Genomic DNA, 6,794 nt, shown 5'->3' with positions numbered 1-6,794 from the left:
AGTGGCGGCAAAGGTTGCTGGATGGTGCAGCACCTGCGATATCGATTTTTTTGGAAATGGGAATTGAGCGAAGCCCCGAATATTATAATTATACAAATATATCTACGTCTGGCCAGCTGACCGCCTGCCTCCAACCACCGTCTCCAAGCGGATCTCTATGCCTCCACCAGTGCCTCCCGCCCGCAGCCTGCCAGTCATCAGCTCCTCTGTCATAGCCTGGAAAAGCTCGTCGTGAAGGCGGGCCAGTGATCGAAGCGACGGGAAAGCTCATCTCTTGTTTATCTGAGAAAATCGAAGTCAAGGCTCCAAAGATAATATTTGATGTTAGTGTCCAAATCCAGTTAAATTGAAATAGAATGGGAAAGAAAATTGATCATAATGGATTCAGGGCAATCGACTTTGATATTAAGATTATGCACCTCTGAGGGGGAAAAAGTCGGATTGGAGGATGCTGGAAAATTGTTGATATCCCTGCAAGAGATTGCCTGGCACATGGGCAGTTTTCTGGAAGGCCAACCATTCAGTGAGGGCGGCCGACTTAAAAAGCAGATTTTGGATGACTATTGTCTTCTAATTAAATCAATCAGTTCAGGCAGCGTCGTAGTTGAAGTTGAGTCGGCAGTTAAATATGGACAGCCCGAGATCGATAATTTTCAAAAGTATCAACCGCCCGGGCCGAGAGTGATCACTAAAATCACAGATTTTATTGCTTCAGTTGAGGGCGAAGAGGGTCGAGAAGTGGACGATGTTGTCCCCGATCATGCTTACAGATCGCGTTTGCTCCTGGATCTACTTAATCTATACCCGAAGAAGCCCAATTATGCATTGCACTTTGAGGGCCAGGGCGGCAGAAGCTTTGAAATGAAAGCCGCTAATCGGGGCCGCATTGAAGGATTGATTTCTCAACGTCAGCGACATTTGGGCCAGGAAGTCCGAATAGGGCTCTTAGCAGACTTGCGAGTTGACCCTGAGAAGGTAATGAAGATCGAAAGAATAGGCGAGAAATTCCAGGCGGTATACCCCGGCGATTTGGAGGCCAGGGCCAGGGATCTACTGGGACATCCGGTTAAATTAACCGGACGTGCCGAGCGCATTAGCGGCAGTCCAAAGATCAAGAATTTTTATGTGGATAAAATTGAGCCTTATGAGAGCTATCAGCTGGAAGAATTTGAGGCAGGAGATCGTATCTTTGTCCCCCGAATTCCCATTGAAGTGAGCGTTGAATACGATGAAGGTCTCTGGGTTCTGAGCATACCCTACGTCGACGCCGTTGGGTATTCCACAGATTATTACGAGGCAGAAAATCAACTCCACGACTTCATAGATGAACTATGGACGGAATATGCACTCTGTCCCGAGGATGATCTAGGTGAGACCGGAAAGCTGTTGCGAGAAGTCCTGTTAGGACTCTTTGAGGTGAATTAATGACCTCGCTCAACCAGGATGAGGTCGAAGCAGGACTAAAACGAAAGGGCTTTCAGCAAAGTAATAATAAACATAAATACTATCATTTATATATCAATGGGAAAAAGGAAGCTGGGACTCATGTAAGTCATGGGAAGAATCAAGAGATCGGTCCCAGATTGTTAGGTCCAATGGCAAAAGAGCTGGGAATAAACATAAAAGACTTTGTGGATTTAGTGAGGTGCCCTCTTACTATTGAGGAATACCTCAACAAGAGGAAAGAGAGGTTTGTGGAAGGGATTAAGATAATAAAAAGATAAAATCCGTAATAAATAGATTGACCTATGACTTATCAGACACAAGCGCCCCCGCCCGCAGCCTGCCCGTCATCAGCTCCTTTTGCCTGGCCCGGAAGAGAAGAGCTCGTCGTGCAGGCGGGCCTCGTGATCGAAGCGAAGATCCTGGAATGTTTGATTTCAAAAATTCATATCATAAAAATTCCATCAATGAATGTTGTCTCTCGAATAGAAAAATTTGCTCAAAATTGTCGACAAAATCTGATCTCAATGTTCTTAAAGCGTTATATGTGTCGCGATGAATGCAAAGAATTAGAGTCTTCTTAGCTCTAGATGCGGCCACAAAGGCAACGCGGCGTTCTTCTGAAGGACCATCTGGCCACCATTCAACAGAAGGACAAGGCGAATTATTAGGGCTGGGTTTAGGGACCAATATAACGACGCATTCAAACTCGTCGCCTTTAACTTGGTGAATGGTTTTTATGGTTGCCCTTTCAATTAAACTATCACTTGATTCCAGGTGTTCAGCCATCTTTCGAAGTACATTACCTTTTAGATTTTGCTTCAAATTATCCGAAATCCTTCTTTTATCAAATTCGCAATTGAGATCGAGCGCGGAATCTAGAATTAGCTTCCTTATTCTCAACAGCCACTCATTCCATGTCTCATCTTTCTTATCGATGCTGGCTTCTTTAAGTATTTGATAAATGATCCTTCGCCATTTAATTAGATCAACATCAAGATCACGAAGGTCGTTCATGGAAGGTGAATCATTTTTAAACAGAATCCAAGCGAGTTCTCTTTCCACTATATGCGAAGCGACTTTTGATTGGTCAGAACGAAGCATTTGCACAGCGTTTTCGATATTCTTTCCTGAATGAGAAACCCCTCTAAAGCTAGAGATTGATTCACCCAAAAAAGTTCTTAAGGTTAATTCGCGTCTCGATATGATAGCCAGCTGATCTTCTTCTTCACAAAATTTGCTTATATTCGCTATAACTTTTTTGTTTCTATCTATTTTTTCCATATCGTGCACCAAAATTATTGCCGATCCTTGATCTGCGTTATCTCTTGGCAAGACTTGTTTGCCGGTATCGGAAAGTGCAGTTGCGATAGCAGCAATCTTCTTCGGGCAACGATGTGTTTGATTCAAAGGCAAAGACTTGGCACCAGGTAAATTTTCAATATCTTTAAATAGATCAGGATTGGCACCTCCGAATTCAAAAATTGCTTGATCTGGATCTCCCACAACTAATCCAGACTCCAGGAAAGGAGAACGCAATAATTCTATTAAAGCAAGTCCAAGAAACCAATTAGTGTCCTGAAATTCATCAACAAGTATCATAGGAAATCTACGAGTAACCAGTTCCGAGACTTTTTTCCCGAATTCCGGATGACACAAAATTAAGGAAGATATATATTGGCAGTCTGAGTGAGTAATTCTGCCTCGCTTTCTCCATTCTGCTTTCTTCTTCTTTAAAATATTCGATGTATAATCAGGCTCAATATCAATCTGACCTCGAAATGTCTTTGCTTTCATGTTTGGTTTATGGAGTGGGCCATCTGCAAATCTGATGCTGAATAAACTAATTTTTTGACCACTGGAGTCAATCTCTACTTCCGGATATTCAATTGCTTCATCCAAAGGAGACGGTATGAGACGATGGCCTTCTTTAGGTAATCCTACAAGGTGACCAAATGGACGAACGACGTATCTTAACGCAAACGCATCAAGTGTTCCGATAAAGTGAGGGTAAGGCAGGTGTTTGCCGATGCCTTCAGCAATTTGCTCCTGAGCCACATTCGTAAAAGAAATTGAAGCTATGCCAGCATTTTTCTTTGTCCACGAATCGATACGCATTTTCAAGGACTCTACAAATACACGTGTTTTGCCGCTACCGGGACACGCACGAACAACTGTTATGCGTGAATTGCTGTCAATTACAGCTTTTTGCTCCGGCGTTGGAAAATTATCGGCACAGGTCTTCATGGGGACACCCGGTTGCGTGATAGATGGCGCGTTTAATATAATCAGGAACAATGAAATACTCATCATTGGATTCAAGCATTTCTGCTAGCTCTTGAGCCAGATCGCCTTTCCCACTGCTTGGATTAGCCCGACAGATCCCGCGCCAAACTGCAAGTACACGCTTCTCATGATCATTACCACATGCCTTAAGTCTGTCTAGATTAAAAGTTCTCGGCCGATTCGAACAACTTTCCCAGGCCCGACATATCATCTCGGGGTTTTTCTCACCGGCATCAGCCAAATCATATTCCAATGTAACTTTTGAAGGAAATACGCTTGCAACTGGGTTGTCTATAAATTCGGCTAAGAGCTTGATTACCCTATCGCAGACTTCTATATTCCCTTCATCGTCTTTTTTTGGAATCTCATTGGTCCAATTTTTTTCGCCATCATTTTCGTATTGAATACTAGGATCTCCGTCAGTTATAATTGAAAGAGGTATTTTTAATTTATTTTCTCCAAATAGTTTAGCAATAGTTGAAAATTGTACACCGCAAATAGGGATTACGGAAATCCCTTTCTCCTCAAGTTTAATGTCTAATCTCCTGGATAGCGCGGGAATAAGAATAGCCTCTGTAACGCCTTCGACTAAAATTATTCCCCGTGCAAATAGAAGTGTAGCTCTCGTAACATCGAACATTCTTCTGAGCTGGTAAGCCTCTTTTTTCGTTAATCCGCATTCACGTAGGCACATACAACGGAGCTTTCCAGAAGGATCTCTATGGAGAACTCTGAGTATTTCGATGGGAACGTATGACGCTATTGTTGGAGAGTGAGCAGTTACAATTACCTGGACGCCATGAGTCTCACTGCTTCCTGCACCGCGTTTCAGAAGGAAATTTATAAGCAAGATCTGTAATTGTGGATGTAAATGCGCCTCGGGCTCTTCGACAAGTAGAAGTGGAAGTGCAGCCTGTGCTACAGTTTCAAGTTCGCTGAGCACAGTAGCAATATAAATTAGATTATTATATCCCAACCCATTTGATCTTAGTTCCCGAGTTATCGGCTTACCTGTGGCCAAATCCAAATCGCTAATCTTCAGCACTAGGCGTAAATTATTAGCAATTCGGTCAAATTCTGGCTCGGATGATCTGATAATTGCTTCTTGTTTGAACTCCGGCCCAGAAGCACCTTCTAGAGCCATGCTTATTTTTTCCTCAGCACTTCTTACAAATGGATTCTGTTCTAAATCGTTGTTGGCTTTAGAGATTACTTCCTCCAATTGAGCTTTATCGTGTGCATTTGCAGATACTCTTAAAAGACGTCCTAAACGATTTTGTCTACCGGGCGCTAGACCGCTGGACGCATCTCTCAATGCACCGAGTAGTGTTATTGAGAGCATTTGTAGTATATCCTCTGAGATCGATGTTTCTGAATTTGACCTTTCGCCCCCCCAACGTCGATAATATCCACGGTCATTAGTTTCATTCCATGACCACTCAAAGTGGATGCTAGCGGTTGATTTTTCGGGAAATTTAGGATTATAATTCAGTATTTCTAAAAACTGAGCTTGTTCTTCTTCTGAAAGCTCTGAAAATATTAAATCTACTATTATCGATTTATCTATCATATTGCCATCAGAGCTACGATGAAGATCTTCTTTTGAAAGATGAATCGGCTCCGAATTATTCCATGCAGAACCTAATGCAACACGTAGTGCATCCAAGAGATTTGTCTTCCCAACATTATTTTCTCCTACTATAACATTGAGGCCTGGAGAAAGATTTGCTTCCAGCGACTCTAAATTTCGAAAGTTGTGCACGCTGATTTTGCTTAAATACATATTTATCTCCCTCCTTCATCCAAATTAGATATCGTTGAGTACGGAAGAATCTGATCCGGATTCGATCAAATATCTGGTCAAGAGTCTCCCATTCATCAGCTCCTCCAGCATAGCTCGGAAAAGCTCATCATGCAGACTGGCCTCATGCTCCAAGGCGGTGATCTTTGAATCGCAGGCGCTTAGAATATCACTAATTTGTTTCTGTTCTTCCATCGATGAAAACGGAATTCTAAGTCTTTTAACATCTGCCACGTTTAAATGTTTGGCTGTTACACCGCTTGAGATTGCCATCATGATGGATCTTATTGCATTGGAATAAAACACCTGAACCAAGAAAAATCTATTCAATTTTGAGGTGTCAACTCTTAGCAGCATCATCCTCTGTCCTAAGCACAATCTTACATCTGGAGGAACAAGACATGCTTCTCCAACTGGTGCTTCTCGACTGAATAAAACATCGCCTTCAGTAGGTTCACAACGTTTGACCCTCTCAGAATATTCTTCTTCTGTTGTATAAGAGGGAAACTTTAAATCCAATCGTCCATTTCTGATATTGAAATTTCTTACAACAAGAACTCCTGCAGGCGAAAAGTGAGGCGTACTATGGGGGCAATCGACAATTTTTATACATGCCTCCTCTAATTGAATCATGGACCAGCTCTCCGGCATCTCCCCGATCTCCGTCATCTTGGTCGGCTCGCCTCTGGTTCCATGCGTGAAGAGGTGCTCCATCAATGCCGCCTTTCGCTCCCTCTCCAGCGCAATCTCCCGCAACCGGGCCTCCCGCGCCGCCTGCACCGCGCGCATGGCACGGGCGATGGCGCGCTGCTCGGGAAGAGGTGGGAGCAGAAACTTAAACGCAGATATAGAAGACCAAGAAGTTCTAGGATGATTCAAGCCCTTAGATGAATTTACAGCATAATTTATGAATTGGCTGGTATGAATAATATTAACCAAGAATTGAGGGACAATTGATTCTTTGGTCTTCAAAACGAGAATATCGGTAGAGCACATACCATCAAAATCAACTAACACCGATTTATCAAGGTATGGTCTCAGTTTTCCGTAAAGAATATCTCCTGAATGAAACTTTGATTTAGAGCTGTTTACCTCAAAGCTGCTCCCACTCCTTTTTAGTATTGAATTGCTAGAATCAATATGTTCTAAACCAACATAAGGCAGATCAGGGTATTTGTTGGGATGTATTGCTTCTTTACGTAATTCACACACTTCATCCAGTGATATCATTTTCCAACTAGAAGGGGTGTCCACATAATCCATT

Annotated in this window: 5 protein-coding genes; 2 read left to right on the top strand and 3 right to left on the bottom strand. The window is 42.7% G+C overall.

Going from position 1 to position 6,794, the window contains the following annotated elements:
• The first annotated feature begins 399 nt into the window (after positions 1-399).
• Complete coding sequence (locus BP727_RS07985; RefSeq protein ID WP_286858216.1) at positions 400-1,425, top strand: hypothetical protein; 1,026 nt, start codon at positions 400-402, stop codon at positions 1,423-1,425.
• Entirely contained in the window at positions 1,425-1,724 is a 300-nt protein-coding gene (locus BP727_RS07980) for a hypothetical protein (protein ID WP_013718584.1), read from the top strand. Before BP727_RS07985 ends, BP727_RS07980 begins: the two co-directional genes overlap by 1 nt.
• 169 nt (positions 1,725-1,893) lie before the next feature.
• Here the strand turns inward: BP727_RS07980 and BP727_RS07975 are convergent, their stop codons facing one another.
• Genes BP727_RS07975 through BP727_RS07965 form a run of 3 tightly spaced genes read right to left on the bottom strand, consistent with a single transcriptional unit; the run spans position 1,894 to position 6,793 of the window.
• Complete coding sequence (locus BP727_RS07975) at positions 1,894-3,690, bottom strand: UvrD-helicase domain-containing protein (RefSeq protein WP_013718585.1); 1,797 nt, start codon at positions 3,688-3,690, stop codon at positions 1,894-1,896.
• Entirely contained in the window at positions 3,671-5,512 is a 1,842-nt protein-coding gene (locus BP727_RS07970; protein WP_013718586.1) for an ATP-dependent nuclease, read from the bottom strand. The genes BP727_RS07975 and BP727_RS07970 overlap by 20 nt, the downstream gene beginning before the upstream one ends.
• A 24-nt stretch (positions 5,513-5,536) precedes the next feature.
• Entirely contained in the window at positions 5,537-6,793 is a 1,257-nt protein-coding gene (locus BP727_RS07965; protein WP_013718587.1) for a restriction endonuclease subunit S, read from the bottom strand.
• Position 6,794: the final 1 nt, after the last annotated feature.

Origin of the sequence: Methanosaeta sp. UBA356 (assembly GCF_002496465.1) — an archaeon.
Taxonomy (GTDB): Archaea; Halobacteriota; Methanosarcinia; order Methanotrichales; family Methanotrichaceae; genus Methanothrix; species Methanothrix soehngenii.
The sequence above is the reverse complement of the archived record's forward strand: the minus strand, read 5'-3'. Positions and strand labels throughout refer to the sequence as shown.

What these genes read in the sequence shown, in the direction of transcription:
- BP727_RS07980 (WP_013718584.1), top strand. Translation starts at nt 1,425, where the DNA reads ATGACCTCGCTCAACCAGGATGAGGTCGAAGCAGGACTAAAACGAAAG.
- BP727_RS07975 (WP_013718585.1), bottom strand. Translation starts at nt 3,690, where the DNA reads ATGAAGACCTGTGCCGATAATTTTCCAACGCCGGAGCAAAAAGCTGTA.
- BP727_RS07970 (WP_013718586.1), bottom strand. Translation starts at nt 5,512, where the DNA reads ATGTATTTAAGCAAAATCAGCGTGCACAACTTTCGAAATTTAGAGTCG.
- BP727_RS07965 (WP_013718587.1), bottom strand. Translation starts at nt 6,793, where the DNA reads ATGGATTATGTGGACACCCCTTCTAGTTGGAAAATGATATCACTGGAT.